21 protein-coding genes are annotated in these 24002 nt (G+C 63.3%); 7 read left to right on the top strand and 14 right to left on the bottom strand.

Translation table 11 applies throughout. The features are described from left to right. The first annotated feature begins 239 nt into the window (after positions 1-239). Positions 240-683, top strand: coding sequence for a response regulator (locus tag MMB74_RS24665; protein WP_277431287.1), 444 nt, complete (start codon positions 240-242; stop codon positions 681-683). 214 nt (positions 684-897) lie between these two features. Here the strand turns inward: MMB74_RS24665 and MMB74_RS24660 are convergent, their stop codons facing one another. From MMB74_RS24660 to MMB74_RS24645, 4 genes are all read right to left on the bottom strand, one after another. Then, entirely contained in the window at positions 898-1749 is an 852-nt protein-coding gene (locus tag MMB74_RS24660) for an OmpW family outer membrane protein (RefSeq protein ID WP_277431286.1), read from the bottom strand. Positions 1750-1851: 102 nt separating this feature from the next. Then, positions 1852-3081 carry a DUF2957 domain-containing protein gene (locus MMB74_RS24655; protein WP_277431285.1) on the bottom strand — a complete coding sequence of 410 codons (1230 nt, stop codon included), beginning with the start codon at positions 3079-3081 and terminating at the stop codon, positions 1852-1854. 741 nt (positions 3082-3822) lie between these two features. Next, a complete protein-coding gene (gene argC / locus MMB74_RS24650) occupies positions 3823-4770 on the bottom strand; it encodes an N-acetyl-gamma-glutamyl-phosphate reductase (RefSeq protein WP_277431284.1) in 948 nt (315 codons plus the stop codon). A gap of 152 nt (positions 4771-4922) precedes the next feature. Continuing rightward, positions 4923-5531 (bottom strand): YbhB/YbcL family Raf kinase inhibitor-like protein, encoded by a 609-nt coding sequence (locus MMB74_RS24645; RefSeq protein WP_277431283.1) that lies wholly within the window; start codon positions 5529-5531, stop codon positions 4923-4925. Positions 5532-5712: 181 nt separating this feature from the next. On the opposite strand from MMB74_RS24645, the gene MMB74_RS24640 reads away from it, so the two are divergent. Further along, positions 5713-6522 carry a response regulator gene (locus MMB74_RS24640; protein WP_277431282.1) on the top strand — a complete coding sequence of 270 codons (810 nt, stop codon included), beginning with the start codon at positions 5713-5715 and terminating at the stop codon, positions 6520-6522. 60 nt (positions 6523-6582) lie between these two features. Here MMB74_RS24640 and MMB74_RS24635 read toward each other — a convergent pair whose 3' ends face one another. Then, positions 6583-7269: an orotate phosphoribosyltransferase gene (locus MMB74_RS24635; RefSeq protein WP_277431281.1), complete on the bottom strand. Its 687-nt coding sequence runs from the start codon at positions 7267-7269 to the stop codon at positions 6583-6585. Between the two features lie 307 nt (positions 7270-7576). On the opposite strand from MMB74_RS24635, the gene MMB74_RS24630 reads away from it, so the two are divergent. After that, positions 7577-9847, top strand: coding sequence for an NADP-dependent malic enzyme (locus MMB74_RS24630; RefSeq protein ID WP_277431280.1), 2271 nt, complete (start codon positions 7577-7579; stop codon positions 9845-9847). Between the two features lie 146 nt (positions 9848-9993). On the opposite strand, the gene MMB74_RS24625 is transcribed toward MMB74_RS24630, so the two are convergent. Next, positions 9994-13584: an indolepyruvate ferredoxin oxidoreductase family protein gene (locus MMB74_RS24625; RefSeq protein ID WP_277431279.1), complete on the bottom strand. Its 3591-nt coding sequence runs from the start codon at positions 13582-13584 to the stop codon at positions 9994-9996. 409 nt (positions 13585-13993) lie between these two features. Between MMB74_RS24625 and MMB74_RS24620 the strand changes: the two genes are divergently transcribed. Then, positions 13994-14308 (top strand): hypothetical protein, encoded by a 315-nt coding sequence (locus tag MMB74_RS24620; RefSeq protein WP_277431334.1) that lies wholly within the window; start codon positions 13994-13996, stop codon positions 14306-14308. Positions 14309-14423: 115 nt separating this feature from the next. Here the strand turns inward: MMB74_RS24620 and hppD are convergent, their stop codons facing one another. Next, positions 14424-15521, bottom strand: coding sequence for a 4-hydroxyphenylpyruvate dioxygenase (gene hppD, locus MMB74_RS24615; protein ID WP_277431278.1), 1098 nt, complete (start codon positions 15519-15521; stop codon positions 14424-14426). 162 nt (positions 15522-15683) lie between these two features. Here hppD and MMB74_RS24610 point away from each other — a divergent pair, with 162 nt between their 5' ends. After that, positions 15684-16175 carry an Lrp/AsnC family transcriptional regulator gene (locus tag MMB74_RS24610; RefSeq protein WP_277431277.1) on the top strand — a complete coding sequence of 164 codons (492 nt, stop codon included), beginning with the start codon at positions 15684-15686 and terminating at the stop codon, positions 16173-16175. Between the two features lie 169 nt (positions 16176-16344). Here MMB74_RS24610 and MMB74_RS24605 read toward each other — a convergent pair whose 3' ends face one another. The 7 genes from MMB74_RS24605 to paaA all read right to left on the bottom strand — a co-directional run bounded on the left by MMB74_RS24605 (position 16345) and on the right by paaA (position 21903). Next, positions 16345-17016 (bottom strand): GNAT family protein, encoded by a 672-nt coding sequence (locus MMB74_RS24605; protein WP_277431276.1) that lies wholly within the window; start codon positions 17014-17016, stop codon positions 16345-16347. 255 nt (positions 17017-17271) lie between these two features. Then, complete coding sequence (locus tag MMB74_RS24600; protein WP_277431275.1) at positions 17272-17880, bottom strand: TetR/AcrR family transcriptional regulator; 609 nt, start codon at positions 17878-17880, stop codon at positions 17272-17274. A gap of 172 nt (positions 17881-18052) precedes the next feature. Next, the gene (paaE, locus tag MMB74_RS24595; protein ID WP_277431274.1) at positions 18053-19141 is read right to left on the bottom strand and encodes a 1,2-phenylacetyl-CoA epoxidase subunit PaaE; all 1089 of its coding nucleotides are present in this window, start codon (positions 19139-19141) and stop codon (positions 18053-18055) included. Between the two features lie 4 nt (positions 19142-19145). After that, entirely contained in the window at positions 19146-19712 is a 567-nt protein-coding gene (paaD, locus tag MMB74_RS24590; RefSeq protein WP_277431273.1) for a 1,2-phenylacetyl-CoA epoxidase subunit PaaD, read from the bottom strand. Positions 19713-19752: 40 nt separating this feature from the next. After that, positions 19753-20556: a 1,2-phenylacetyl-CoA epoxidase subunit PaaC gene (paaC, locus tag MMB74_RS24585; RefSeq protein WP_277431272.1), complete on the bottom strand. Its 804-nt coding sequence runs from the start codon at positions 20554-20556 to the stop codon at positions 19753-19755. Between the two features lie 7 nt (positions 20557-20563). Then, positions 20564-20848: a 1,2-phenylacetyl-CoA epoxidase subunit PaaB gene (gene paaB, locus MMB74_RS24580; RefSeq protein ID WP_277431271.1), complete on the bottom strand. Its 285-nt coding sequence runs from the start codon at positions 20846-20848 to the stop codon at positions 20564-20566. A gap of 56 nt (positions 20849-20904) precedes the next feature. After that, positions 20905-21903, bottom strand: a complete 999-nt coding sequence (paaA, locus tag MMB74_RS24575; RefSeq protein ID WP_277431270.1) for a 1,2-phenylacetyl-CoA epoxidase subunit PaaA — start codon at positions 21901-21903, stop codon at positions 20905-20907. Between the two features lie 192 nt (positions 21904-22095). Between paaA and MMB74_RS24570 the strand changes: the two genes are divergently transcribed. Continuing rightward, positions 22096-22278 (top strand): hypothetical protein, encoded by a 183-nt coding sequence (locus MMB74_RS24570; RefSeq protein ID WP_277431269.1) that lies wholly within the window; start codon positions 22096-22098, stop codon positions 22276-22278. 255 nt (positions 22279-22533) lie between these two features. Then, the gene (locus MMB74_RS24565) at positions 22534-23766 is read left to right on the top strand and encodes an SGNH/GDSL hydrolase family protein (RefSeq protein WP_277431329.1); all 1233 of its coding nucleotides are present in this window, start codon (positions 22534-22536) and stop codon (positions 23764-23766) included. Positions 23767-24002 lie beyond the last annotated feature (236 nt).

Below are 24002 nucleotides of genomic sequence, written 5' to 3'. Positions count from 1 at the left end.
GCGCAGTCGCCCTTTGGAACGTTCGAAGGGGGCGGTTGAAGCGACGCTTTGCCGCGAGTTTGAAAAATTTTTTGCCTATGTGAGCAGAAACCCTTATTTTTAACCGAGCGCTGAACTTTCTCACCAAACGCTCGTTTGATCGAGCAGCACGACATCCGTGACAACGCGAATCACCATACGAATGCTTCCGCGGCCCCGGGTCCGGGGGCTGCGACGAGCACTGTGCAAAGGATGAAGCAATGAAGTCCGATTGGTACGGCGCACGAGGGACGGTCGCGAGCGGAACGGAAGAACCCGGCGACGCAAGCGCGGTTGCGCATCCCAAGCGCGTGCTCATTGCCGACACCGACGACGCGGCGCGCCGCATGTTGGTTAACCTGGTCGAGAGCTTGGGCTATGACGCCGTCGAGGCGCACTCGGTTGAGCAGGCGCTCGAGATCGCCCGGCAGGCGCCGCCCGATGCCGCCTTGATCGACATCGGCGCGCCGATGCTGGAGGGCTTGCCGACGGCACGGCGCATGCGTGAATTGGCGGGGGGCTCGTCGTTGCTATTGATTGCGCTGACGGGCTGGGGGCAGCCGCAGTACCGCGACATGGCATTGGCGGCGGGTTTCGACGTTCATCTCGTCAAGCCGGTCGGCGTGGATCAACTCGGCTTTCTTCTATCGATGACTTTGGTGTGAACTTTGCGCCGCAAATGCCAGATGTTGCGCAAGGGCAACGATGCCCGCGAGCGGGTGCAGTGATCGTGTTGCAATGCACCAAACGGTTTGCTAGAGTGAAGTTGTCTCCTCCATGTCTCCTCTGATATGGATTCAGCCCGCCGATAGGCGGGCTTTTTTTTCGCGCGTTCAATTGCCCCGGCAGCGGCGAGCGTCGCCCTAATCGGCCCGCGTGTCAGAACTTATACGAAAGCGCCAGATAGGTGATGATCGGATCGGCCGTCAATTGGGCCTGCGTCGTGCCCAGCAACGTGCCGTCGGCCGCACGCACATACACGGTCGAGCGCGACTTCAGCGGTATATAGGTCACCGATGCGCTCACGCCCCAATGCTCCGTGAAGTCGTAGGAAGCGCCTGCGTTGAACACGGGAGCCCAGGATGGCGAGGCCTTCGCCGAAACGCTCGTCACGCCCGGTCGCGCCGCGCCCGCGGCAAGCACCGAACCCAGGTTGTTTTGCGTCGACGTGACGAAGTTCGGATTGAGCTCGAGATTGGTAAAGAAGTTGTACGAAATACCGATGCCGACGTAGGGGCGAAACCGCGCCGTCGCCGAATTGAAGTAGTACTGAATCATCATCGCCGGGCTCCACTGGCGCACGCTTTTGACGATCGGCTCGTTGGCCGGGTCGTCGAGATTTTCGGTGCCAAGCGCACCGGCGGGGCCGGGCGGGACGATCGAGCCGCGGCCTCTGATCTTGAAAGTGGGCGGCACGCCGGCGACCGTCGTGAGCGCGATGTGATCGGTCAGGAAGTGGCTGAAGACGAGGCCGAGCGTATCCGCATTGTTCGTCGACAGCCCCGTTCCTTGCGAGGTGAATGCGCTTGGCAGCCGCAGTGGCGTATCGATGGGCTGCGGTGAAACATAGGTCGTCATCGGCGTGCTCGAGTCTTGCGGCATGATGTGAAACCAGCCGAGCGTGACGACGTTGTCGCCAGCCTTCTGCGCGTGGGCGCCGCTCGCCAAGGTCCCAAGCAACGCCACGCCGGCGGCGCGCACAAGCTGGCCCAACGTATTTTTCGTCTTCATCGTTTCCTCCCTGTCTTCGTTTTTTTCGATCGGCGCTCCGCCCCTGGCCCGCGAACGGGCCAGCCGGCGCATGCGTCGACTTCGCGTTGTGCGGCGTTTGCGCTATTGAACGAACGCGTTGATCGTGAAGTACGGCGACGAATTCTCGTTGTAGAGATAGCCGAACACGCCGCCCGTGAAGATGAGCTTGCCCGTAGCCGCGCTCGATGACGAACCCGTCACGGCCGATAGCACGACGCCCGGCACGGCGTTGGCAAAGCTCAGATCGAGCGGCGTGGCGGCCGATGCATTGGCCGCCTGATACGGATCGAGCATCGTCGCTTCGGTGCCCACGAGCGCGGTGGCGCGATAAGCGAATTGGCTGTCGACGCCGATGTATTGCCCGTTCTGCGTATTGACGGCGATGGGCGTTTGCGGCGCGAGGATGGTGATGCCCGATTCGTCGTCGGCGGTGAAGGTCGAGGGATTGGCGTATCCCGTCCGAATCAGGATCGGCACGAGTTGATTGCGCAGCTTGCCGACGATCATGAAGCCCTTGCCCGCCGGCGAGACTGCGTTCGTCGGCTTGGCTTGGCTTTGAAACGCGTCGCTCTCGAACGCGCCGCTGCCATCGCTCGACTGGACCCAGTTCGTGCCCGCCTGCTGCGTCTTGCCCGCGTTCACGCCCACGTTGTCGGTTTCGCTCCAAGTACCGTCGGCGTTGATGACGATCTTCGCATCGACGGGCACCGTCGCGTAGTTCTGCGAGGGAATGATGTGATAGCCGAGCTGGTTGTAGGCGCCGGCCACGTTAGCCAGATTCGTCTCGATCGACGAAAAGCCAATGTACGGGAAGTAGGGGAACTTGTTGTCGGCCACGGCGCCGAAACCGACGATCCCGCTGTATTGGATTTCCTTGCCGGGAATCGTGCCGCCGAGCACCCCTTGCCCGACGAAGATGCGAGCTGGCTTGTTCGGGTCCAAGCTCGCACCCTGCAGGTAGAACGCACATTCGTTCTGCTTTTGCGTCGGCAACAGGGTCTCGGGTGCGAGCGTGCCGCTTTGCGACGTTCCCGCTCGGGACGGCGATACCGTTCCTGTCGTGGCGGGAATCGCCGATTCGACATAGGTCACTTGCCACGTCATCTTCGTGGTATCGATCTGCATCTTCACGAGTTCGCCGTCGCCGCCGCCGCCCGTGAACACCGTGTTGTAGTCGAGCGATGCGGGGCAGAGCCGGTCGGCCGCGGCATTCGCGCCACCGGGCACGGCGTTGCTGCCGCCGCCACCGCCGCCGCATGCGGCCAGAAAGGGCGCGACGAGCGCCAGCATCGAAAGGGTGTTCCGTTTCATGTCGTTCCTCCATGCTTATCGTTATCGGGCGTCCGGCTCCCTGTCGGCCGCCGCTTGATTTAGTTCGCACTGCTAACTGATTGCGATAGGTCGCGCGGATCCTCCTTGCGTATGCGCTCACGTCGCGTGGCAGTGGCCGGCCGGCGCGCTCGGGCAGCGTTCGAAACAAACGATCGGGGAAGCGAGCCTGCGGCGCTCCGGCAAGCGGGCGCCACCGAGCGGCGGCCGTTTTGCCGCGCGCTTCGTCGAGCCGGCGTGGGTGTTGCCGGTCGTCTCCCTGATCTCGTTATGCGACATAATGTCCTCGCGCATCTTTTTTGTGTCAATTGATAAAGCCGTCTAAAAAAGCTAATTCAAAAAACCGTGAATCGATAAAGCGAGATGGGATAAGGGATGCAGCGGCGTATTGAAACAAAAAGAGCGTTTCAAGCGCTTGCATGCAAAGCGGCGTTCAGCGCGAGTCAGCACGCCGCTTGCATGGGATGAGGGATGCGGCGCCCGAGTTTCGGCGCTTGCCGGCCGGGGCGCCCGTGCGGAAGGTTGTGCCTCAACGATCGGATGAATGCCGCAGTTATTGCCGGCGCATCACTGCGCGCTCAGCGGCGGCGTAAGTCAATTTGAATATTCGTCGAAGAGATGAGTGCGCCGCTTCTCGACTCATCGCAAGTCGCTATTGCGATGCATCAAATAAAAAAGCCGGCGTCGCCGCCGGCTCTATCGCACGTTCTCGAGTGCTGCTGATCAGCGTTGTAGCCCAGCGTGCTCGTCCGCGCCGATGCTCAAGTTCATGCATTGAACGGCCGCGCCCGAGGCGCCCTTGCCGAGATTGTCGAGCCGCGCAACGGTGACGAATCGTTCTTCATTGCCGAAGACGAACAGGTCGACGCGATTCGTCTCATTGCTCGCCTGCACGTCGAAGAAGCCCGCGTCTAGGTTGTCGTCGGCATCGAACGGCGCGACGCGCACGAACGCTTCGTCCGCATAGTATTCGGCCAACAGCGCTTGCACGTCGCGCGGGCCTACGCGCTTGGCGAGCTGGCTTGGCGAGAAATACGTCGTGACGGCAAGGCCTTTGTAAAACGGCCCGACGATAGGCGTGAAGATCGGCGCCGTCTTTAAGCCGGTATGCGCCGCCATTTCGGGCAGATGCTTGTGACCGAGCGCGAGCGCGTAAGGCCGGGGGCTTTGCAGTTTCGGATTGGCCGCGCCTTCGTAGTCGGCGATCATCTTCTTGCCGCCGCCGCTGTACCCCGTGATCGAATGGCTATGCGCTGCGAAATCGGGCGAGACGAGGCCCGCGTCGACGAGCGGGCGCATGGCGAGCACGAACGCCGATGCATGGCAGCCCGGCACGGCGATGCGTTTGGCCGTACGCAGACGCTCGCGCTGGGCGCGCGTGAGCTCGGGCAGGCCGTAGGCCCAATCGGCATGGGTGCGAAACGCCGTGCTCGCATCGATGAGCACCGTATGCGCGTTCTCGACGAGGCTCGCCGATTCGCGCGAGGCGACATCGGGCAAGCACAGGAACGTCACGTCCGAGGCGTTGATGAGGCGGCGCCGCTCATCGATATCCTTGCGTTTCGATTCCTCGATGCGGAGCACTTCGACGTCGGCGCGGCGCGACAGGTAGTCGAAAATCTTCAGACCCGTCGTGCCTTCCTGTCCGTCGACAAAAACTTTCGTGCTCATTTCGATCTCGCTATGTGGCCGGTTGAGATGGCGCCCGTTCGTGGCGCGAAAGCATGATTTTAAGGGTTAACGGGAGTTGCGGAGAAATTTCGGCGTGAACCGGTACGTTGCCGCCAGAAGCCGGCTCGAACGCATGAGCGGGCAAGCGCGCTTCAGCGCCCGTAGGTCACGGTCAACTGGGCCTTTGCGAGCACCGACGTGTTGATCTCGTGATCGAACATCAGCGCGTGGCGGGCCGGGCCCAGCCGCAAGTCCATGGTGTTCAGCGCGAACACGGTGAGGACATAGCGGTGCGGCTTGCCGGGCGGAGGGCAAGGGCCGCCGTAGCCCGTCTCGCCGTAATCGTTGCGCGCCTCGATCGCACCGATATGCTTGATGGCGCCCGAGGCGCTTGCATTGGACGGCAACGAGCGAACGCTGCTCGGGATCTCGGCGACAGCCCAATGCCACCATCCGGGGCCAGGGGCGTCGAGATCGAACAGGGTGACGGCGAAGCTTTTGGTGCCAGGCGGCGCGTTGTGCCACGACAGTTGCGGCGACGCGTTGCCGCCTTTGCAGTTGTCCTTGTCGTAGACCTGCGCGTTCGGGGCGGGCGCCCCGTCGCGCAAATCGCTGCTCGTCACGGTGAAGGCGCTTTGCGCGGCAACGGGGCTCAGGCGCGTTGCGCACCAGGCGAGGCACAGCGCAGCGATGCCTATGGCGGCTCGCCTAGGCGGCCGCCCGGCGAAAACCGATGCGACGACTTCGCTGTGATTGCGCATGAGCCGATTCCCCGGTCGACGGCGAGAGCAGAGACCGCATGCGGCCCATTTTTCGACGAAAGCATGCCGCAGCGCGGTAGCCAGTCTAACATCGTCGTCCTTCGCCCGTGGCGGCCGCACGTCCGTTCGGCACAGGCGGCACGGGCGATCGAACCTCTCGCAAATCAATCGTCATCGTCAAATGAACGAATTCGCTTCGACACTTCCCTCTTGCAGCGCACAGGCAATGCGGCCCACGCGCGTCGTCGTCGCCGACGATCACCCCATCATCTTGCTCGGCGTGCGACATGCGCTCGATGCTTTCGAGGACATCGCCCTGCTCGGGCAGGCGCGCCAATCCACCGAGCTCGTGGAGATGCTGCGGCGCGCGCCGGCCGATGTGGTCGTGACCGACCTTTCCATGCCGGGCGGGCGATACGGCGACGGTCTCGCGTTGATCGGCTATTTGCGGCGGCATTTTCCCAGCCTTCGCATCGTGGTGCTGACCATGCTCGGCAACGGCGCGCTGCTGCGGCGCCTGTTCGATGCGGGCGCGGTGACCGTCGTCGGCAAATGCGACGACCTCTCGCATATCGGCTTGGCGGTGCGCCATGCAATGCGCGGGGTGCGCCACGTGAGCCCGTCGCTGCGCAGGGCGCTCGAGCGGGCGTCGGTCGGCGGCGGCGTCGCGGCTTTGCCGGCGTTGTCGCCTCGGGAGATCGAAGTCGTGCGCCTATTCGCCTCGGGGCTCAGCGTGAGCGAAATCGGGCTTCAATTGAATCGCAGCATCAAGACGATCAGCTCGCACAAGATGACGGCGCTGCGCAAACTGGGCTTGACGGGCGATGCGCAGCTCATCGAATACGCTCGTGTGAACGGCTTGAGCCATGATGGCCTCGCGCGGGGCGAGCCGGTGCATCGCCGCGGGCGCTGGCGCGTGGATCCGCTCGCGGAGCGTGGCGGGCCGAAAGGGCGGTGCGAGCTGCGAAGAAAGCGAGCGGCGCGCGCGTAGCGTGTACGTGGGGCCGCTCTGCGTTGCGTGAGGCAGGGCGGCCCCACGCTTTGGCTTGCGTTACTGCGGCGTGGCCGTTGCGCCGCCGTGCGCGGCCGACCACTCTGCCGGCGCGTGCAGGAACTTCTCGACTTCGTCGAGCGTTTTCGAATCGAAGTAGCCCGACGCTTTCGCGACGCGCAGCACATCCCACCAGGTGGCGAGCGCGTGCAAGTCGACGTCGATGTCTTTGAGCACCGAAACGCTCTCTTTGAAGATGTTGTAGTGAAACAGCACGAAGCAGTGATTGACGCGCGCGCCGGCGGTGCGCAGCGCGTTAATGAAGTTGATCTTGCTGCGGCTGTCGGTGGTCAGGTCCTCGACGAGCAGGACGCGCGAGCCTTCTTCCAGCTGCCCCTCGATTTGCGCATTGCGGCCGAAGCCCTTCGGCTTTTTGCGCACGTACTGCATCGGCACCATCATGCGGTCGGCGATCCACGCGGCGAAGGGAATGCCGGCCGTTTCGCCGCCGGCCACGGCGTCGATCTGCTCGTAGCCGACATCGCGCAAGATCGTCGTTTCGGCCATTTCCATGAGTGCGCGGCGCACGCGCGGGTAGGAAATCAGCTTGCGGCAGTCGATGTACACGGGGCTGGCCCACCCCGAGGTGAAGATGAACGGCTTTTCGGCGTTGAAATGCACGGCTTGCACTTCGAGCAGAATCTTGGCGGTCGTATCGGAGATCGTTTGGCGATCGAGGCCTGTCATGGGCGAATCCTTGGATGATGGGCATGAGGTGGGCGGTTTGCCCGTTGGCGCAGGCGTGTTTGCTGCGCGCGTAGGCGTGTATTTTACCCGACTTCCGAGCCCGGCCCGCTGGAAACCGAGATTAGGGGGTGTACACTAGGCGCCCCGCGAAACGCTCACGCGCCGTCTGCCTTACCCCCGGCAGGCGCGGCGCCGCGCCCAACCGGCGCAAGCATCGACTGCCGCAGCCGCTACCTTGCCGGCTTGCCCGGCGCGGCCCCGGCATGAGCGTGCCGGCCAAATTCAATTACGTCTCGCAGGCTCAAATATGGACGAACAACTGAAGCAAAGCGCCCTCGCATATCACCAGAATCCCAAGCCCGGCAAGATCTCGGTCACGCCCACCAAGCCGCTGTCGAACCAGCTCGACCTCTCGCTCGCGTACTCGCCGGGCGTGGCGGCCGCTTGCGAGGCGATTCACGCCGATCCGCTCGACGCGCAAAAGTACACGTCGCGCGGCAATCTCGTCGGCGTCGTGACCAACGGCACGGCGGTGCTGGGGCTGGGCAACATCGGCCCGCTCGCCGCCAAGCCCGTCATGGAAGGCAAGGGGTGCCTGTTCAAGAAGTTCGCCGGCATCGACGTGTTCGATATCGAACTGTCAGAGTCCGACCCCGACAAGCTCGTCGAGGCAATCGCCATGCTCGAGCCCACGCTCGGCGGCATCAACCTCGAGGACATCAAAGCGCCCGAATGCTTCTACATCGAGCAGAAGCTGCGCGAGCGCATGAAAATTCCGGTCTTCCACGACGATCAGCACGGCACGGCCATCATTGCATCGGCCGCCATCCTGAACGGCTTGAAAGTAGTGGGCAAGGAGCTGTCGAAGGTCAAGCTCGTCTGCTCGGGCGCCGGCGCCGCTGCGATCGCGTGTCTCGACTTGCTCGTGAAGCTGGGGCTGTCCAAGCAGAACGTGCTCGTCGCCGATTCGAAGGGCGTCATCTACGAAGGCCGGGGCAACCTCGATCCGTCGAAGGCGCGCTACGCGGCCGTGACCGACGCACGCACGCTGGCCGATGCGATCAAATCGGCCGATGTATTCCTCGGCTGCTCGAGCGCGGGCGTGCTCAAGCCCGAGATGGTCAAGGAAATGGGCGAGAAGCCGCTCATCCTGGCGCTCGCCAATCCCGAACCCGAGATTCGGCCCGAAGACGCGAAGGCCGTGCGCCCCGACGCCATCATTGCGACCGGTCGCTCCGACTATCCGAATCAGGTCAACAACGTCCTGTGCTTCCCGTTCATCTTCCGCGGTGCGCTGGACGTCGGCGCGACCACGATCACCGAAGAAATGAAGCTCGCTTGCGTGCGCGCGATCGCCGAGTTGGCTGAAGAAACGGATCAGGGTGACGAAGTGGCGAAGGCGTACGAAGGCCATTCGCTCGAATTCGGCCCTGAGTATTTGATTCCGAAGCCGTTCGATCCGCGTCTCATCATCAAGATCGCGCCGGCCGTTGCGCAAGCGGCGATGGATTCGGGCGTGGCCACGCGGCCTATCCTAGACATGGATGCTTATCGCGAGCAATTGGGCACGACGGTCTATCGCACGGGCATGGTCATGCGGCCCGTGTTTGCCGCGGCAAAGAAGAGTGCCGCGCGCATCGTCTTCGCCGAAGGCGAGGACGAGCGGGTGCTGCGCGCCGCGCAATTCGTGCTGATGGAGAAAATCGCCAAGCCCATCATCGTCGGCCGGCCGTCGGTGGTCGACATGCGCTTGAAGAAAATGGGCTCGAAGCTGAAGGTTGGCACGGACTTCGAGATCGTCGATCCCGAGGACGATCCGCGCTTCACGCAAAGCTGGCAGCTGTATCACGAGATCGGCGCGCGCGACGGCGTCACGCCCGAGATCGCGAAGGCCGCGATGCGCAAGTTCAACACGCTGATCGGCGCGATCCTGATTCGCCTGGGGCAAGCCGACGGCATGATCTGCGGCATGATCGACACGTATCACAGCCATTTGAAGTACATCGAGCAAGTGCTCGGCCGTGCGCCGCAAGCCGAGCATTATGCGGCGATGAACCTGCTGATGCTGCCGGGCCGCAATCTGTTCATCTGCGATACGTACGTCAACGAAGTGCCGAGCGCCGAGCAGTTGGCCGATATGGCGATCCTGGCCGCGCGCGAAATCGAGCGGTTCGGCATCGTGCCGAAGATCGCGCTGCTGTCGAATTCGAACTTCGGCAGCGCGCCGTCGTCCGCTTCACAGCGGATGGCGGCCGCGCGCAAGATGATCGCGGAGCGCGCGCCGCACCTCGAAGTCGACGGTGAAATGCACGGCGACGCGGCGTTGTCCGAAGTCATCCGCAAGCAGTCGTTCCCGGGCACGACGCTCACGGGCGAAGCGAACCTGTTGTTGATGCCGAACGTCGAAGCCGCGAACATCGCCTACAACCTGCTGAAGATGGTCGGCGGCGAAGGCGTGACGGTGGGGCCGTTCTTGCTCGGCGCGGATAAGCCCGTGCATATCCTCACGCCCGCGGCGACGGTGCGGCGGATCATCAATATGACGGCCGTGGCCGCTGCGAACGTGCGGGCGGAGTAACGTCAGAAAGTGCGGCCGCGCGAGCGCAGGCCGTACGCCCCAGAAAGCCGAAGCCAAACAAAATGGCGGCTGTCCTCACAGACAGCCGCCATTTTTGTTGCGCCCATCGGCGCGCCAGGCGCCGCCGATGGACCTATCGGTGGACCTTACGCCGCGTGGCGCGTCGCACCGCCGTCAGGCTTGCGCCACTTGGCAATGAGCTCGTTCCATTTCACGCGCACCGCCTTCAGGTTGTTTTCCTTCACATGCCCGTAGCCGCGGATCCCATCGGGCAGATTCGCCAGTTCGGTCGCAAGCGCGACGTTCTCGGCCTTGAGCCCCGCGATCACCTCGCGCACGAGCCCTTCGTACTCGCCGATCAACGCCCGCTCCGTGCGACGCTCTTGCGTCTTGCCGAACACGTCGAAGGCCGAGCCGCGCAGGAACTTCATCTTCGCGATCAGCTTGAACGCGGAGAGCATCCACGGGCCGTACTGCTTCTTCACGAGATGCCCCTTGGCGTCCTTCTTCGCCAGCAGCGGCGGGGCGAGATGGTAGTTCAGCTTCCAATCGCCTTCGAACTGGTCCTTCAGCTTCGCAAGGAACGCCGGGTCCGTCTGCAGGCGCGCGACCTCATACTCGTCCTTGTACGCCATCAGCTTGTACAGATTGCGCGCGACGGCTTCCGTCAACGGCTCGCTGACGGCGCTGCCGTCGTTGAGCAGGCGTTCGGCAGCCCGCATTTGCGAGACGAGGCTTTCGTAGCGCTTGGCGTACGCCGCATCCTGGTAAGCGGTCAAAAGCTCGATGCGCTTGGCGATCAACGCATCGACCGACTTTTTCGTATGCAGCGAGATGACCGTCGCGCCCGCGTCCTGCGCGCCCGCGGCAGGCTTGGCGGCGCGTTCGACGCTCGCCAAATCGTACGCCGCGCGCCGGCCCCATTCGAATGCGGCGAGGTTCTTCTCCACTTGAACCGCATTGAGCTCGATCGCGCGCACGAGCGAGCGATGCGAGAGCGGCAGCCACCCGCGCTGCCATGCGTAGCCGAGCACGAACGGGTTGGTGTAGATCGCATCGCCGAGCAATGCGACGGCAAAACGATTCGCGTCGATCAGGTCGACCTGATCGCCGGCGGCGGCGCGCACGTCCTGCTCCGTGCTCGCGCCGGGGAAGGTCCAATTCGGATTCTTGATGAACTCGGCCGTCGGCGTTTTCGAGCTATTGACGACCACGCGCGTCAGGCCGAACTTCATCCGCGAGGTGCATTCGTCGCTAGCCGTGACGATCGCATCGCAGCCGATCACGAGGTTCGCCTCGCCCATCGCAATGCGCGTGGCATGGATGTCGGTGGGCGTATTCGCGATCTGCACGTGGCTCATCACGGCGCCGCCCTTTTGCGCGAGCCCGGTCACGTCGAGCACGGTCACGCCCTTTTGCTCCAAGTGCGCGGCCATGCCGAGCAGCGCGCCGATGGTCACGACACCCGTGCCGCCCACGCCCGTGACGAGCACGCCGTACGGGCGCGCGATCTCGGGCAACGTCGGCTCGGGGATCGCCGGTAGCTCGCTGCTGGCCTTCGCGCTGACCGCCTTAGGCTTGCGCAACTGCCCGCCTTCCACCGTCACGAAGCTCGGGCAAAAGCCCTTCAAACACGAGAAGTCCTTGTTGCAGCTCGATTGATTGATCTGCCGCTTGGTGCCCAGTTCGGTTTCGAGCGGCTCGACCGACAAGCAGTTCGACTGCACCGAACAATCGCCGCAGCCTTCGCAGACCGCTTCATTGATGACGACGCGGCGTGCCGGGTCGGGGAACTCGCCTTTCTTGCGGCGGCGGCGTTTCTCGGTCGCGCAGGTCTGGTCGTAAATGAGAATCGTCGTGCCTTCGATCTCGCGCAGCTCGCGCTGCACCTCGTCGAGCTGATCGCGATGGTGGATCGTCACGCCCGGGGCGAGTAGCGTCGTGCCGTGGTACTTCTGCGGCTCGTCGGTGACGATGACGATCTTCTTCGCGCCTTCCGCGGCAAGTTGATGCGTGATCTGCGGCACCGTCAACACGCCGTCGACGGGCTGGCCGCCCGTCATCGCCACGGCATCGTTGTAGAGGATCTTGTAGGTGATGTTCGCCTTGGCCGCAATCGCCGCGCGAATCGCGAGCAGTCCCGAATGGAAGTAGGTGCCGTCGCCGAGATTGGCGAACACGTGCTTTTCGTTCGTGAACGGCGCTTGGCCCGTCCATGCCACGCCTTCGCCGCCCATCTGGCTGAACGTGCTCGTATTGCGATCCATCCAGACCGTCATGTAATGGCAGCCGATGCCGGCCATCGCGCGCGAGCCGTCGGGCACATTCGTCGATGTATTGTGCGGGCAGCCGGAGCAAAACCACGGTTTGCGCTCGGCGGTGACGCGCGGCTTGGCCAGCGCTTTTTCCTTGGCCTCGATCACGGCGATGCGCGCCGCGATACGCTCGCGCACGTCGGAGGGCAATTCGAATTTCTCGAGACGCGTCGCGATCGCCTTGGCAATCAGCGCAGGCGAAAGTTCGTAGTGCGCGGGCAGCAGCCAGTTGCCCATCGGCACGGACCACTCGCCGCCCGCGCCGTCTTTTTCGTCGAACTTGCCGAACACGCGCGGGCGCTGGGCGTCGGGCCAGTTGTACAACTCTTCCTTGATCGCGTATTCGAGAATCTGGCGTTTCTCTTCGACGACGAGAATCTCGTCGAGCCCGCGCGCGAAGGCTTGTGCGCCTTGCGCTTCGAGCGGCCAGACGCAGCCCACCTTATAGAGCCGAATGCCGATGCGCGCGCAGGTCTCGTCGTCCAGACCGAGGTCCACGAGTGCTTGACGCACGTCCAGATAGGCTTTGCCCCCCGTCATGATGCCGAAGCGCGCCTGCGGCGAGTCGATCTCGACACGGTCGAGCTTGTTCGCGCGCACGTAAGCGAGCGCTGCGTACCACTTGTAGTCGAGCAGCCGCGCTTCTTGCACGAGCGGCGGATCGGGCCATCGGATGTTCAGGCCGCCCTCGGGCATGGCGAAATCGGTCGGAAGCACGATTTGCATGCGATGCGGATCGATATCGACCGAAGCGGACGATTCGACGACGTCCGTCACGCATTTCATCGCCACCCATAGGCCCGAGTAGCGGCTCATCGCCCAGCCATGCAGGCCGAAATCGAGGTATTCCTGAACGTTCGACGGAAACAGGACCGGTAGGCCGCACGCCTTGAAGATATGCTCGGATTGGTGCGCGAGCGTCGAAGACTTGCAAGCGTGGTCGTCGCCGGCGAGCACCAGCACGCCGCCGTGGCGCGAGGAGCCGGCCGAGTTGCCGTGCTTGAGCACGTCGCCGGATCGATCGACGCCCGGGCCTTTGCCGTACCACATCGAGAACACCCCGTCGTACTTCGCGCCGGGGTAGAGATTGACTTGCTGCGTGCCCCAGACGGCCGTCGCGGCGAGATCTTCATTGATCCCGGGCTGGAACACGACATGATTGGACGAGAGGTGCTGCTTGGCCTTCCACAGGGCGAGGTCGAGACCGCCGAGCGGCGAGCCGCGATAGCCTGAGATGAAACCGGCCGTATTGAGTCCGGCGGCTTGGTCTCGCGCGTGCTGCAGCATCGGCAGACGCACCAGCGCCTGGATGCCGCTCATATAGGCGCGGCCGCGTTCGAGCGTGTATTTGTCGTCGAGCGTGACGGAAGATAGCGCAGCTTCGAGCGAGGCTCGCTGACCTGCGTCCAGCGGGGCATTCATTATGTTGACTCCTCAACCCTGTTTGGGATCACCAAAACGTCTCAACCTGACGCATCTTGTGGATGCTTCGGCCGGGGCCGCCATATTGGCGGATTTTTTGCGATGGTAGCACTGGTGGAAACCCGCCGCAGCGGTCAAAAATAGTGCCACCGCTTATCTGGCAAGACTCCCCCAGCGGTCCAATATCTCGAAAATGGTGCGTGACGCAGCTGTGTCATGCGCGCGTTTCCTTCTGTAACGCCCGTAACGTGTTGTTTAAAGGGTGGAGCGCGCTTGCCCGACCTGGTCTAATTCTTCAACCCGCCGCTCATTGGCGGGTACGCGGCCCGACCCACGCTGGGATCGATGGCTGCGCGAGGCGCCCCTGGCGGATGGCATGCCATGGCGCCCTTAAATATAAGGAGTACAGATGGAAAAGCGACACATTCAGACTTTCCTCATGATTTCCGCGGCATTTTTCGCGATGAGCTTGCCGGTGCGTCAGGCGCAAGCCGGCGTGATCGCGGCGGCCGTATCGCGCACGATGGCGCAGGCCGGCATCGGCGCGAGCCCGGCCGAGGTATGGGCCGCGTCGCTCGGCGAGGGGAAGGCGGCGCGCACGCCGTTCGCGGCGCGGCCGATTGCGCGGGCCAGCCGCGCGCATGCGTCGAGCGTCGAGGCGGCGGCAGCCAAGCGTGAAGACGCTAGCGCAACTGCGAATACGATGCCGGTCGCTTTGATGTGATCGCATTGCTGCGCTGTATAGCCGCGGCAGCTCTGCCCGCCGCGGCGCCCCCCCTTCAAGCCTGCTCGAGCCCCTTCAAGCGCGGCAGCGTGACGCCGTCGCGCATCCAACCCCTTCAGACCTTGTCCTGCACCACTCCGCGGCGAATCTGATCGAGCTCGATCGATTCGAACAGCGCCTTGAAGTTGCCTTCTCCGAACCCCTGGTTGCCCTTGCGCTGAATGATCTCGAAGAAGATCGGGCCGATCTGGTTCTCGGTGAAGATCTGCAATAGCAGGTCGCCCTTTTCGCCGTCGATCAAAATCTTGCGCTTCTTGAGCTCGTCCAGCGGCTCGCCGTGGCCCGGAATGCGACGATCGACGAGTTCGTAGTAGGTGTCGATCGTATCGAGCAGCTTGATGCCCGTCGAGCGCAGCCCGTCCACGGTGCGATAGATGTCGGACGAGCCGAGCGCAATGTGTTGAATGCCTTCGCCGCGGTAAGCGTCGAGGTACTCCTGAATCTGGCCGGCTGTCTCCGAGCCTTCCTCGTTGATCGGAATGCGGATCTTCCCGCAGGGCGAAGTCATCGCTTTGGATTTGACGCCCGTCACCTTGCCTTCGATGTCGAAGTAGCGGATTTCGCGGAAATTGAACAGCCGCTCATAGAAGGCCGCCCATTCCTGCATGCGTCCGCGATGGACGTTGTGCGTCAAGTGATCGATGTAGGTGAGGCCGTGGCCGACCGGACGCGACGCGGCGCCCGGGATCGGTTCGAAGTCGACGTCGTAGATGTCGATATCGCCCACGCTGCCCGCCGGCGCGCCGTTCTTGCCGCGCCAACGATCGACGAAGTAGATCAGCGAATCGCCGATCCCTTTGATGGCGGGGATGTTCAGCTCCATCGGGCCGGTCTTGTTGTCGAAGCCCCAAGCGCCGAGGTCGAGCGCGTGCTTGTAGGCCTTGGCGGCGTCCTGCACTCGGAACGCGATGGCGCAGATCGACGGTCCGTGCAGCCGCGCGAAGCGCTGAGCGAACGAATCGGGTTCGGCGTTGATGATGAAATTGATCTCGCCTTGCCGGTACAGCGTCACGTCTTTGTGCCGATGGCGGGCGATCGCGGTAAAGCCCATTTGCTCGAACAGCTTGCCGAGCGCCTTCGGATCGGGCGCGGTGTATTCGATGAACTCAAAGCCGTCCGTGCCGACGGGGTTATCCCACGTTTGAACCTGCATGCTTGTCTCCGTCTCTCCGGTCTAGGTGTGGCCTAGCGTCGCAGGCCATGAAGAATAGACGCAAGTGTATAGCGACGGTCATAACAAAAATTTGCGAACTCGCTCGGCGTCGACTACGATTGCGCAACTTTCTGTCTCAATAAACGCAGGGGGAATAAAAAAATGGCTGAGATCGAATTGGACGCCGTCGACAGGCGCATTCTCGCCTTTTTGCAGGTGAACGGGCGCGCATCCAACCAAGACATCGCGGAACGCGTCAATCTCTCGCCAAGCCCCTGCCTGCGGCGTATTCGGCGGCTCGAGGAAGCCGGCGTGATACGCGGCTACGTCGCGCTGCTCGATCCGCAAAAGCTGGGCCTTGGGTTGCTCGCTTACGTCAACGTCCGCCTGGAGAAACGCGGCGGGGCGACGGGGCATGCCGGGACGACGCACGCCGAGCTCTTTCGAGCGGCGGTGCAATCGTGGCCGGAAGTGGTTGCCTGCCACGCGATGACGGGGGAGATGGACTACTTGCTACGCGTGCAGGTCAAAGACATGATCCATTTTTCGCGCTTCGTGCAGGATCAACTGCTGCATCATCCGTCGGTCATCGACGTCAAGACGAGTTTTGCGCTGGAATCGTTCAAAGAAACGACTGCCTTGCCGATCCTATGACCGATCGGCGCCGGCCGGTAGACGTGTGCAAGCGTGGAGGAGAGGGGCGGCGAGGCGGCCGAAGCCGCCTCGTCGCGCGCACCGCACAGGGGAGAGCGGTGCGCTAGGGGGAACAGTCTCGAACAGCCTCGAATCGCCTCGCGTTGACGCGATGAACCGAGGCGCTCGTTCAGGCGAGCGCTTCTGCCGGCATCATCGCCTCGATGATGCGCGCCGTATTGCGAGCTTGGCGCTTGATCGCATAGTCGAACAGCGCCGCTTGCTCTTGCAGCATCTCGGTGATGATGCTGGTTTGATCGGCCGGCGGCAGGGTCAGGTACGCATCGGCGCTTCCGTATGCATACTCGATCTTCATCCCGGCCTTTTTGGCGATGTGCATCATCGTCGTGTTGCGCGACAGGCAGTACATGTAGAGCGTCGTGACGCGCGTATTGCGGCCGTGCATTGCCGCGCGCGCGAACAGCTTCGAGCCTACGCCCATCCCGCGCGAGCTTTCGAGCACGGACACGCCGAACTCGGCGGTGCGATTTTCGCCGTTGGCTGGCAAGTAAGCGAGATGGCCCACGCCCACGAGTGCGAGCGCGCGATCGTAAACACCGAAGACCTTGTCGCGCGTGAAATCGATCGATTGCACGTAGTGTTCGATCACATGATCGGGTGCTGCTTGACCGAAGCGCAGGAGACGATCGTCCGCGTCGAGCGCGAGAAAGTGTGTCAACAGCTGATCGCGGTCGCCCGCCGTCAACTCACGAACGAGCACAGGCTCACGATGCGCCACTTGTGCACGGCGCTCGTGCTGCTCGGTCGAGGCGGCGGCTCGGATAGAGGGCTGCGGGTTCATCGTGGGTTCTCCTTTCGTCGTGCGTCCATTGTTGCGACGCAATGCGAATTCTACCCGATGTGCATCGGTAGCACTAGGGAAAACCCGAGTGCAACCCTGAGGTTGGCCTCTATTGGTGCGTCCGCGAGCACCTAAGTTATTGAATATTAGGTATAAAGTTCTGTGTTGCGGCGATGCGCCGCGTCATTTTGACCGATATAAGACTGGAGTTTTGATGCTGCGCCGCAGCGTTAATCGCGGGCGCGCATGGTCCGGTCACTCGCCCGCTGGAACGAGACCATGCTCCAGGACCTGCATGACTTGGTCGGCAAACTCTCGGTAGCCGAGGCGCCCGCCCGGCTTGAGCCAGGTGAAGGTCCAATTGATCATCCCGAACACCATCATGGTCAGCGCCGTCTGGTTGTCTTTGGCGACGCGGCCGGGGTACGCGCGTGCGAGTTGGCGGGCGAATGCGGCGACGATGTCTCGCTGACGATCGAGAATGACTTCCCGTTGGCTTTCGACGAGGTATTTGACGTCGTTGAGCAGCGCGACGTGCCGGCTGTGCGAGGTCTCGTACTCGATCAGAAACGCCCGCACGAGTTCGGCGAACGTTTCGCGCTCGGACAGGCCGCGCCGTTGGCTCGACCCCTCCACCTCGGCGATGATCAGCATCAGCCGCTTGGTGTAGCGGTCGAGCAGATCGAACAGAATCGCTTCCTTGCTTTCGTAATAGTGATAAAGCCGTGCTTTCGACGTGCCGCTGGCCGCGGCCAGTTCGGCCATCGACGTGCTGGGATAGCTCGTTTGCGCGAAGGCGTTGGCGGCGAGATCGAGGATCTGCTCGCGCTGAGTGTCGTGATCGGGTGCTCGGGTACGGGCCATGGTTGTGTCGTCGTTGGGGGCCGGCCCAGGCGCGAGAGTCGCGTTGGAATCGTATTGATCGTTGCTTTTGCGCGCTAGGCGGCGGATGAGCCGCCGCGCAGCGCGGCCTCGGACCGCCGGGCGCTAGTTTAAGCGAAACGCGGTTGAGTCAAGCGCGAGGCCGGTCTGGACTTCAACGCTCGTCGAAGCTGACGACGACGCGTTCGCTGACGGGATGGCACTGGCACGTCAGCACGAAGCCATCGCGAAGCTCCTGCGCTTCGAGGGTGTAGTTCTTATCCATCTTGACTTCCCCTTCGAGCACTTTCGCCCGGCAGGTGCAGCAAACGCCGCCTTTGCAGGCATACGGCAGCGCGAGACCGGCGTGCAAGCCCACGTCTAGCAGGCTCGCGCCTTCATACGGCAGCCGCATCTTGCGGCGCTTGCCGTCGATGACGATCTCGAGGTCTGCGGCCGGCGTATCGTCGGTGATCTCGACGACGGGCGCGCCCGCTTGCGGCAACGGCGTCCCGAAGCGTTCGACGTGTACCTTCGATTGCGCCACGCCCGCCGCCTTCAGCGCCGCTTCGGCCGCATCCATCATCGGCCCGGGCCCGCAAATGAACGCTTCGTCGATCGCGGCGGCGGGAACGAGCGTGTCGAGAAACGCGGCGCATTTCGCTTGATCGAGCACGCCGTTGAAGAGCTCGACGTCCTGCATGTCGTCGGACAGCACGTGGTACAGGACGAAGCGGTTCATGTAGCGATTCTTCAGATCCTCGAGCTCTTCGGCGAACATGATCGCATCGACGCTGCGATTGCCGTAGATCAGCGTGAAGGTGCTGCGCGGCTCGACCTCGAGCGTCGTTTTCACGATTGCGAGCACGGGCGTGATCCCCGAGCCGCCGGCGAAAGCTACGTACTGCTTGCCTTGTTCTGCGTTCAGATGCGTGAAGAAGCGGCCATCGGGCGTCATGACTTCGATCGTATGGCCGGCCTGCAGCGTGTCGAAGGCGAAGTTGGAAAAGCGGCCGCCGCGCACGCGCTTGATGCCGATGCGTAATTCGCCGTCGCGGTCGTAGTCGGTGACGCCGACGCAGATCGAATAAGAGCGCCGCGTTTCCTCGCCATCCACGTGCGCCTTGAGCGTCACGAATTGCCCCTGCGTGAAGCGATATTGCTCGCGCAGCTCGGGCGGCACTTCGAACGAGACGGAAACCGCGTCGGCGGTCTCGGGCCGCACCTCGCGGATGCGCAGCGAATGGAATTGCGGGGTCGTCATGGGTTCAGTAGGGTTTGAAGTAATCGAAGGGTTCTCGGCAATCGAGGCAGCGGTAAAACGCTTTGCACGCGGTCGAGCCGAACTGCGCCAAGCGCTCCGTATGCGCGGAGCCGCAGCGCGGGCAGACGGGGGCAGCAACGGGGCGCGGGACGAAGCGGACCGCTTGCTCGTGCGCAGGCGCGCGCCCGCACTGGCCGCCGGGCGGGGCGATACCGTACGCGCGCAGTTTTTCGCGCGCCTCGTCCGTGATCCAGTCGGTCGTCCATGCGGGGGCGAGAACTGTCTTGATCCGATGCGGCGTCAAGCCGGCGCGATCGAGCGCTTGCCCGATGTCCTCGGCGATGTGCGCCATTGCAGGGCATCCCGAGTACGTCGGCGTAATGACGACTTCGACCGCGCCATCTTCGGCGCGCTCGACGCCGCGCAAAATGCCGAGTTCTCTGATCGATACGACCGGAATTTCCGGGTCCGGCACCGATTCGAGCACCGCCCAAGCGCGAGCGAGGCCGGCATCCTCGTTCAGCGGCGAGCTTGAATCGGCGCGGTCGACGTGATCGGGGCTGCTTAACATTGGACGGACCTTAAACGATGCGAATATCGGATGGGCTCGATCACCAGGTCGCGCCGGGATGCTGGCGGGCAAGGCTTTGCATTTCCGCGAGCAGAAATCCCATGTGCTCGGAGTGTTCGCCGTACTTGCCCGTGGTCACGTGTTGCACCGGCTCGGGCAGCGTGAGCGTGGCCTCGGCCAAGGTCGCTTGCACGTCGCGCTGCCAGTCCGATTGGAAATCGGCGGCGCGCACGCCGATACCGGCGGCCGCTACGGCGTCTTCGAGCGCGTCGGGTGCGAAGCACTCGCGCATATACGGCATCAAATAGTCGAGCGCCGCTTGCACGCGCCGATGCGATTCATCCGTGCCGTCGCCGAGGCGGATCAGCCATTCGCGGGCATGCTCGAGCTGATAGCGCGTTTCTTTGATCGACTTCGATGCAATGGCGGCGAGCTGCGCGTCCTTCGAGCGTTCGAGTGCGCTCCAGACGTGAGCCATCAGCGCGGTGTAGAGGTAATTGCGCACGATGGTCACCGCATAATCGCGATCGCTGCGCGCCGTGCCGCTGAGCGGCCCGCAATGGGGAAGTTCGACCAACGTGTAGTTGGCGAACTCGCGCTCGGCGCGAAAGTACGCGTAGTCGTCCTCGGTCTTCGTCGAACCGGTGAGCGCGTGCTCGAGCGTCGCGGCGTGCGAGTAGAGCATGCGCGCCTGGCCGATGAGATCGAGACTCATGTTGGCCAGCGCGATGTCTTCTTCGAGCACCGGCCCGTGTCCGCACCACTCGGCGTTGCGCTGACCGAGGATCAGCGCATTGTCCGCGAGCCGCAGCACGTAGGAAAGATGTTCGGGCGTGGTCGTCATGACTCTCTTACATGTGGTTGACTGCGTCGGGCAGCGTATAGAACGTCGGGTGCCGGTAGATCTTGTCGCCGGCCGGCTCGAACAAATCGGCCTTCTCGCTCGGGTCCGAAGCCGTGATTGCCGCGGCCGGCACGACCCAAATGCTCACGCCTTCCTGGCGCCGCGTGTAGACATCGCGCGCCATGCGCAGCGCCATCGACGCGTCGGCGGCGTGCAGGCTGCCGCAATGCTTATGGTCGAGGCCCTGCTTGCTGCGCACGAACACTTCCCAAATCGGCCATTCCTTGTTCATGAATTCACACTCCTGGATGCTTGATAGAACGAAGCGCTTGCGTCGGGCGCGGCGCCTCAGGCCGCCGCTTGTCGCGCGCGCAGGCGCTGTTTTTCGGCATGAGCGAGCGCGGCTTCGCGTACCCACGCGCCGTCCTCGTGCGCCTTGATGCGCGTGGCGAGGCGCTCCTTGTTGCAGGGGCCGTCGCCGCCCACGACGCGCCAGAATTCTTCCCAGTCGATCGCGCCGTAGTCGTAATGGCCGCGAGCCTCGTTCCATTTGAGGTCGGGATCGGGCAGCGTGACGCCGAGCACTTTGGCTTGCTCGACGGTGGCATCGACGAATTTTTGCCGCAGATCGTCGTTCGAGATGCGTTTGATGCCCCACTTCGCCGACTGATTGCTGTGAACGGAATCCTTGTCGCTCGGACCGAACATCATCAACACCGGCCACCACCACCGGTCGACGGCTTGCTGAACGAGCTCGCGTTGAGCAGGCGTGCCTTTCATCATCGCGAGCAGCGCGTCGTAGCCTTGACGCTGGTGGAACGACTCTTCCTTGCAAATGCGGATCATGGCTCGGGCATAGGGGCCATACGTGCAGCGGCACAGCGGAATCTGATTCATGATCGCGGCGCCGTCGACGAGCCAGCCGATGACGCCGACATCGGCCCAGGTGGGCGTCGGATAGTTGAAGATGCTCGAATACTTGGCGCGGCCGCTGTGCAGAGCGTCGACGAGTTCGTCACGCGAGACGCCGAGCGTTTCGCATGCGCTGTACAGGTAGAGCCCGTGGCCGCCTTCGTCTTGCACCTTCGCGATCAAGATGGCCTTGCGCTTGAGACTGGGCGCCCGCGAGATCCAGTTGCCCTCGGGCAGCATGCCGACGATCTCCGAATGCGCGTGCTGCGAAATTTGCCGCATCAGGGTCTTGCGATAGGCGTCCGGCATCCAGTCCTGCGGTTCGATCTTGCCGTCGGCGCCGATGACGGCGTCGAAGCGTTGCTGCTCGGGTGTGCTCGCGCCCGCATCGAGCGCCGCCACGTTGCCCGGAATGTCGAGGGATTGCGTATACATGGAGAGCGGTCTCGTCCTGAGTTGTACGTTGACGCGAGTATAAGCCAACCGACCGGTCGGTTAATAAATTATTTTGTTAGGGATGATACGGATGCGGCGGCGTTCGCAGGGCGACCGGGCGATTTGCGGCGGACGGCATGGCGGCTGCTAGACTGAAAGCATTTCCTTCGACGAGATGACTGCATCGCGACCATGACCACCATCTACTTGGTGAAAAGCGGGGAACAGTACTTGGGCCCGGGAGAGGATGGCGACATCGGCCTCACACCCTCGATCGAAGAAGCCGAGCACTTTCTTTCGTACGAAGAAGCCGAGCGCGCCGCGCATGAGAACGCCGAGCCCGGCTATCAAATCATCACGCGCCATTCGCCGTGATCCGCGAGCGGGCCGGCGAGCTTGGGCCGCCTTGCACCCCAGGGCGCGGGCGTGCCGCGCCCAATCGTGCCTCGATCGTGCTTTCACGGCGCCCGTGGCTACCGGCAGGAAGGCCGCGCAGCCTACCGCAGGCTTCGTCCGTCAGGCACAATCCGCGCTACCTCATTGCTTCTCCACCCGATCTCGATGGTTTTCACTTCCACTTCCCGGTTCAAACGGTGGCTCAAGCGGTGGCGCGCCCGCGCGATTGCGTCGATTGCGCTTATCGTTGTTTGCCTCGACGGCTCGGCGTTTGCCGCGCCGGTCTCAGGCCGTTGGGTGACCGCTTGGGCGAGCGCGATGCAATCGATCCCCGATCTGCCGGATCCGCCGCCGCTGTATCGCACCCCCGAGGTGGCGGGCCGAACGGTCAGGCAGATCGTCTATCCGACGGTGTCCGGGCGCAGTGTGCGCGTGCATCTGAGCAACGCGCTGGGTAGGGCGCCGCTCACGCTGACGGCCGTGACGTTGGCGCAGTCGGTGGGCGGCGCGGCGACGCGCCCGGGCACGTCGGTGCGTGTGACGTTCGGCGGCAAACCGTGGGTCACGTTGAAGCCGGGCGCCGAGGCCGATAGCGATCCCGTTTCCGCGGAATTGACGGCCGGCGAGCCGTATGCGATCAGTCTGGCCGCGGGGCCCGCGCAGACGCTGACAGCCTGGCATCGCGTCGCCAATCAGATCAACTACGTGTCGACGCCCGGCGATCATTCGGCGGACGTCGCGGCAGATGCGTTTCCGCGCAAATTCACCGAATCCGCTTGGGTCAGCGGCCTCGACGTACAGACATCGGGTGCGGTCGCCGTTGCCGCGATCGGCGATTCGATCACCGACGGCCTGCGCTCGAGCTTGAATCGAAATCACCGCTGGCCGGACGCGTTGGCTCGCCGCTTCGAGCAAGCGGGCGTCGAACGAACCGCGGTTCTCAATTTCGGCATCAGCGGCAACCGGCTGTTGAGCGATTCGCCGTGCTATGGCGAGGCGCTCGAGCGCAGGTTCGAGCGCGATGCGCTGGGGCACGCCGCGGTGACCGCGGTCATCGTGCTGATCGGCATCAACGACATCAACTTCGCGTCGATGCCGCCGCGCGCGGGACTCGATTGCGACTTCCCGCACACTTCGGTCAGCGTGCGCAGCCTGACGGACGGCTACCGGCGCTTGATCGAGCAGGCGCACCGAAGCGGCGTGCGCATTTTCGGTGCGACCTTAACCCCCGCCTCATTGCCGCCAGCGCGCGAAGCGGTGCGCTCTGCCGTGAACGACTGGATCCGCGGCAGTCGGGCTTTCGATGGCGTGGTGGATTTCGATGCCGCGTTGCGCGACAGCGCGCATCCCGACCGCTTGCAGCGACGGTTCGACAGCGGCGATCACATTCACCCGAGCGACGAGGGCTATTCGGCGATGGCTGCGGCGATTCCGTTGGAGATGGTCGCAACGGCCGCGCGTCGTTAGAAAAAAGATGCGTCATGCCCTTGTCATGTGGGCGTGTTTGACCTACTATTCGCCTCCTCCTTTGTGAGGCGGCGATGAAACGGGCGCCGGCGGCAACGAGTTTTAAGCGAAGTGCTAAAAAACAGTTGACGCGATGTGAAAGACTCTGCATAATCTCGTTTCTCTGCTGCTGACGCAGCAACGCAAGACAGGCGGTGCTAGAAAGGCTTCTTTCGGTGCTGCTCGGTTGAGCGACG

It is taken from the genome of Trinickia sp. Y13 (assembly GCF_029522115.1).
Lineage (GTDB): Bacteria > Pseudomonadota > Gammaproteobacteria > Burkholderiales > Burkholderiaceae > Trinickia.
Note: the sequence above shows the minus strand (reverse complement) of the source record. Positions and strands in the feature narration are given on the sequence as shown.

What these genes read in the sequence shown, in the direction of transcription:
- MMB74_RS24665 (WP_277431287.1), top strand. Translation starts at nt 240, where the DNA reads ATGAAGTCCGATTGGTACGGCGCACGAGGGACGGTCGCGAGCGGAACG.
- MMB74_RS24660 (WP_277431286.1), bottom strand. Translation starts at nt 1,749, where the DNA reads ATGAAGACGAAAAATACGTTGGGCCAGCTTGTGCGCGCCGCCGGCGTG.
- MMB74_RS24655 (WP_277431285.1), bottom strand. Translation starts at nt 3,081, where the DNA reads ATGAAACGGAACACCCTTTCGATGCTGGCGCTCGTCGCGCCCTTTCTG.
- argC (WP_277431284.1), bottom strand. Translation starts at nt 4,770, where the DNA reads ATGAGCACGAAAGTTTTTGTCGACGGACAGGAAGGCACGACGGGTCTG.
- MMB74_RS24645 (WP_277431283.1), bottom strand. Translation starts at nt 5,531, where the DNA reads ATGCGCAATCACAGCGAAGTCGTCGCATCGGTTTTCGCCGGGCGGCCG.
- MMB74_RS24640 (WP_277431282.1), top strand. Translation starts at nt 5,713, where the DNA reads ATGAACGAATTCGCTTCGACACTTCCCTCTTGCAGCGCACAGGCAATG.
- MMB74_RS24635 (WP_277431281.1), bottom strand. Translation starts at nt 7,269, where the DNA reads ATGACAGGCCTCGATCGCCAAACGATCTCCGATACGACCGCCAAGATT.
- MMB74_RS24630 (WP_277431280.1), top strand. Translation starts at nt 7,577, where the DNA reads ATGGACGAACAACTGAAGCAAAGCGCCCTCGCATATCACCAGAATCCC.
- MMB74_RS24625 (WP_277431279.1), bottom strand. Translation starts at nt 13,584, where the DNA reads ATGAATGCCCCGCTGGACGCAGGTCAGCGAGCCTCGCTCGAAGCTGCG.
- MMB74_RS24620 (WP_277431334.1), top strand. Translation starts at nt 13,994, where the DNA reads ATGGAAAAGCGACACATTCAGACTTTCCTCATGATTTCCGCGGCATTT.
- hppD (WP_277431278.1), bottom strand. Translation starts at nt 15,521, where the DNA reads ATGCAGGTTCAAACGTGGGATAACCCCGTCGGCACGGACGGCTTTGAG.
- MMB74_RS24610 (WP_277431277.1), top strand. Translation starts at nt 15,684, where the DNA reads ATGGCTGAGATCGAATTGGACGCCGTCGACAGGCGCATTCTCGCCTTT.
- MMB74_RS24605 (WP_277431276.1), bottom strand. Translation starts at nt 17,016, where the DNA reads ATGAACCCGCAGCCCTCTATCCGAGCCGCCGCCTCGACCGAGCAGCAC.
- MMB74_RS24600 (WP_277431275.1), bottom strand. Translation starts at nt 17,880, where the DNA reads ATGGCCCGTACCCGAGCACCCGATCACGACACTCAGCGCGAGCAGATC.
- paaE (WP_277431274.1), bottom strand. Translation starts at nt 19,141, where the DNA reads ATGACGACCCCGCAATTCCATTCGCTGCGCATCCGCGAGGTGCGGCCC.
- paaD (WP_277431273.1), bottom strand. Translation starts at nt 19,712, where the DNA reads ATGTTAAGCAGCCCCGATCACGTCGACCGCGCCGATTCAAGCTCGCCG.
- paaC (WP_277431272.1), bottom strand. Translation starts at nt 20,556, where the DNA reads ATGACGACCACGCCCGAACATCTTTCCTACGTGCTGCGGCTCGCGGAC.
- paaB (WP_277431271.1), bottom strand. Translation starts at nt 20,848, where the DNA reads ATGAACAAGGAATGGCCGATTTGGGAAGTGTTCGTGCGCAGCAAGCAG.
- paaA (WP_277431270.1), bottom strand. Translation starts at nt 21,903, where the DNA reads ATGTATACGCAATCCCTCGACATTCCGGGCAACGTGGCGGCGCTCGAT.
- MMB74_RS24570 (WP_277431269.1), top strand. Translation starts at nt 22,096, where the DNA reads ATGACCACCATCTACTTGGTGAAAAGCGGGGAACAGTACTTGGGCCCG.